The sequence below is a fragment of the Kitasatospora sp. NPDC057542 genome, from assembly GCF_042801945.1.
In the GTDB taxonomy this organism is placed as follows: Bacteria; Actinomycetota; Actinomycetes; order Streptomycetales; family Streptomycetaceae; genus Kitasatospora.
In genome coordinates, this window is sequence record NZ_JBHVFE010000663.1 from 1 (window position 1) to 3,683 (window position 3,683).

The following is a 3,683-nucleotide window of genomic DNA, read 5'->3' on the forward strand; positions in this document are numbered from 1 at the left end:
GACGTACCCGGGAACGCCCGAGGGGGCGGACCGGGCCGGGTGGCCTGGCCCGCCCCCTCGGGGCAGACACCGGGTGTCAGCTCTCCGGGGTGGCCTCCACGGGCGCGGCGGCCTTGCGGGTGCGCTTGCGCGGGGCCGGGACCTCGGCGGCGGCCTCGGTGGCCGGAGCCTCCGGGGCGGTCTCGGCGACGGCCTTCGGCTTGCGGGCCCGGGTGGCCTTCTTGGCCGGGGCGGGGGCCTCGGCGGCCTCGGCGGCCGGGGCCGCCTCGACGGTCTCGGCCTTCGGCTTGCGGGTGCGGGTCCGGGTGGCCTTCTTGGCCGGGGCGGGGGCCTCGGCGACGACGGGCTCGGAGGCAACGGCCTCGGCCACGACGGCCTCGGCGGCCGGAGCCGTCTCGACCGCCACCGCGGCCTCGGCCGCCGCGGCACCGCCGCGCGAGCGGCGGCGACGACGGCGCGGCGCGGCCTCGCCCTCGGTGCCCTCGACGGCCGGAGCCGCCACGGCGGCCTCGGTCACGGCGGCAGCGGCCTCGCCCTCGGCACCGACCACCGCGCCCCGACGGGTGCGTCGGCGCTCACGGGTGCGGCGCGGCTTCTGCTCCTCGGTCTCGGCCGGTGCGGCACCGGCGCCCGGACGGCCGGAGCCGCCCTGGCCGCCGCGCCCACCGCGACCGCCGCGGCCCGGGCGGGCGCCGCGTCCACCGGTCTCGCCGAGGTCCTCGACCTCCTCCGCGTTGAGCCCGGCGCGGGTCCGCTCCGAGCGCGGCAGGATGCCCTTGGTGCCCGGCGCGATCTTCAGCAGCTCGTACAGGTGCGCCGAGGTGGAGTAGGTCTCCTCCGGGTCGTTGAACGGCAGGTCCAGCGCCTTGTTGATCAGCTGCCAGCGCGGGATGTCGTCCCAGTCGACCAGGGTGACGGCGGTGCCGGAGGCGCCGGCCCGGCCGGTGCGGCCGATCCGGTGCAGGTAGGTCTTCTCGTCCTCGGGGCACTGGTAGTTGATGACGTGGGTGACGCCCTCGACGTCGATGCCGCGGGCCGCCACGTCGGTGCAGACCAGCACGTCGACCTTGCCGTTGCGGAAGGCCCGCAGGGCCTGCTCGCGGGCGCCCTGGCCGAGGTCGCCGTGGACCGCGCCGGCCGCGAAGCCGCGCTGGGTCAGCTGGTCGGAGACGTCGGCGGCGGTGCGCTTGGTGCGGCAGAAGATCATCGCCAGCCCGCGGCCCTCGGCCTGCAGGATGCGCGCGACGACCTCGACCTTGTCCAGCGAGTGCGCACGGAAGATGTGCTGCTCGATGTTGGCGACGGTCGAGCCGGTGTCGTCCGGGGCGGTGGCCCGGATGTGGGTCGGCTGGCTCATGTACCGGCGGGCGAGGCTGATCACCTGGCCCGGCATGGTGGCCGAGAACAGCAGGGTCTGCCGCTTGGCCGGCAGCATGGTGATGATCTTCTCGACGTCGGGCAGGAAGCCCAGGTCGAGCATCTCGTCGGCCTCGTCCAGGACCAGCGCGCGGACCTTGGACAGGTTCAGCTTCTTCTGCCCGGCCAGGTCGAGCAGCCGGCCCGGGGTGCCGACCACGATGTCGACGCCCTTGGTGAGCGCCTCCACCTGCGGCTCGTACGCCCGGCCGCCGTAGACGGCGAGGACGCGCACGTCGCGCACCTTGCCGGCGGTCTGGAGGTCGTTGGTGACCTGGGTGCACAGCTCGCGGGTCGGGACGACGATCAGCGCCTGCGGGAAGTCGGAGAGCTGCTCCTCGGTGGCCCGGCCGGCGTCCACGTCGGCGCGCACGACGACCCGCTCGATCAGCGGGAGGCCGAAGCCGAGGGTCTTGCCGGTGCCGGTCTTGGCCTGGCCGATGACATCGTGGCCGGTCAGCGCGACCGGGAGGGTCATCTCCTGGATGGGGAAGGGGTGGACGATGCCGACGGCTTCGAGCGCCTCGGCGGTCTCCGGGAGGATTCCCAGCTCCCGGAAGGTCGTCTTGATGGGTTCAGTGGTGGTGGACAGGGTGCTGCCTCTTCCGTGTGGAGGGGCCGAGAGCGAGCGGCGGGCGGGCAGCCGCGCGGCTGCCTACGGGCCTGGGCGGCCCTGTTACAGCTGCGCGAACGCACAACCGCGCCGGTCCCTGCGGCCGGCCGGTGCGCGCTGCCCTGGTGCGGGGCGCGTCGCCGGCGGCGTCGGGGAGAGTTCCCGTGAGGGACCTGCGCGGGACCTCCGCCTCGGGGCGTGGTCTCGGCGGCCCTCGCTCGGCCACTGATGCGGTGCCAAGGCTTGAAGTCCAAGCCATGGTCGGAGCCGATCGGCTCTCCGACCGGGCATCCGCGTACGTGAGTACCCGTGCCTCCGGTGCGGACACGTCCGGCTGGACGGCCCCGCTACGGAGGGCTCGCGCGGGTACCGAGACGGCGGTGACACCATGCGAACACGACGGGCTCCGTACCACCATACAGTCAGCCGACGACTCGAACACGTGACGCGTCCGACATTGCCCCCGGCAACTGCCACCGGACCGGCCGGTCCGGCCGGTCACCCGGGCGTGCCTGGTGGTGGGGGAGCCGGGCGGGCGGGACTAAAGTTGCGGGTCATGGAGACCCATGGTGAGACGCAGGACGCGGCAGCCGGCTCGATCGGGGACTGGGCCGCGTGCTCGGCCGACCCCGGCTACCGGGCGGCCGTGCTCGACCTGCTCGGGGCGCTCGCGTACGGCGAGCTGAGCGCCTTCGAGCGGCTCGCCGAGGACGCCAAGATGGCGCCCGACCTCGCCGACAAGGCGGCGCTGGCCCGGATGGCCTCCGCCGAGTTCCAGCACTACCAGCGGCTGCACGACCGGCTCGCCGAGGTCGGCGCCGACCCGCAGGACGCGATGCGGCCCTTCGTCGAGCCGCTGGAGCTGTTCCACCGGATGACGGCGCCCGCGGACTGGCTGGAAGGTCTGGTCAAGGCCTACGTCGGCGACGCCATCGCGACCGACTTCTACCGCGAGGTGGCCGTCCGGCTGGACGACGACACCCGCGACCTGGTGCTGAGCGTCATGTCCGACACCGGCCACGCCCAGTTCGCCGTCGACAAGGTCCGCCAGGCGATCGAGGCCGACCCGCGGGCCGGCGGCCGGCTCGCCCTGTGGGGCCGGCGGCTGATGGGCGAGGCGCTCAGCCAGGCCCAGCGGGTGGTCGCCGAGCGCGACGCGCTGTCCAACCTGCTGGTCGGCGGCGTCCAGGTGCAGGGCTTCGACCTGGTCGAGGTCGGCAAGATGTTCAACCGGATCACCGAGGCGCACACCAGGCGGATGGCCGCCCTCGGCCTGGCTTCCTAGAACGGCGCTCAGGCCGCCCGGTGCCGCCGCGAAGCGCGGTGGGCGCCGGGCCGGTGCGGGTGGTGCCGGTGCGCCGGGGCGCGCCCGGCGGCGTGGTCCGGCCGGGCCAGCAGCGAGGTGAGCACGCCCGAGGCCACCGCAGCGGCCGTGACGGACACCGCCGGCTGGCGCCCGTCCACGCCGAAGTGCGCGACCACCCCGCCGACCAGCGCCGCCGCCAGCGCGGTGCCCAGTGTCAGGGCCCGGGCGGCCCGGAAGTACGCGGGCAGGACCAGCAGGGCGGCACAGCCCGTGACCAGGCCGACGAGGGCGAAGGCGATCGACTCGACCATCAAGGCTGCCTCCCGGGGTACGGCGGGGGTGCGGCAC

General features: G+C 75.0%; 2 protein-coding genes and 1 pseudogene. 1 reads left to right on the forward strand and 2 read right to left on the reverse strand.

What is annotated here, in order from left to right:
• Positions 1-76: 76 nt before the first annotated feature.
• On the reverse strand, positions 77-1,894 hold the full coding sequence (locus tag ACFU7Y_RS41705; RefSeq protein ID WP_380771631.1) for a DEAD/DEAH box helicase: 1,818 nt from the start codon (positions 1,892-1,894) through the stop codon (positions 77-79).
• Between the two features lie 691 nt (positions 1,895-2,585).
• Here ACFU7Y_RS41705 and ACFU7Y_RS41710 point away from each other — a divergent pair.
• The gene (locus ACFU7Y_RS41710; protein WP_224285110.1) at positions 2,586-3,314 is read left to right on the forward strand and encodes a ferritin-like fold-containing protein; all 729 of its coding nucleotides are present in this window, start codon (positions 2,586-2,588) and stop codon (positions 3,312-3,314) included.
• 8 nt (positions 3,315-3,322) lie between these two features.
• Here ACFU7Y_RS41710 and ACFU7Y_RS41715 read toward each other — a convergent pair.
• Positions 3,323-3,683 (reverse strand): annotated as a pseudogene (locus tag ACFU7Y_RS41715) (hypothetical protein); the annotation flags it as partial.

Coding starts and splice junctions, on each gene's coding strand:
- ACFU7Y_RS41710 (WP_224285110.1), top strand. CDS start 2,586: ATGGAGACCCATGGTGAGACGCAGGACGCGGCAGCCGGCTCGATCGGG.
- ACFU7Y_RS41705 (WP_380771631.1), bottom strand. CDS start 1,894: ATGACCCTCCCGGTCGCGCTGACCGGCCACGATGTCATCGGCCAGGCC.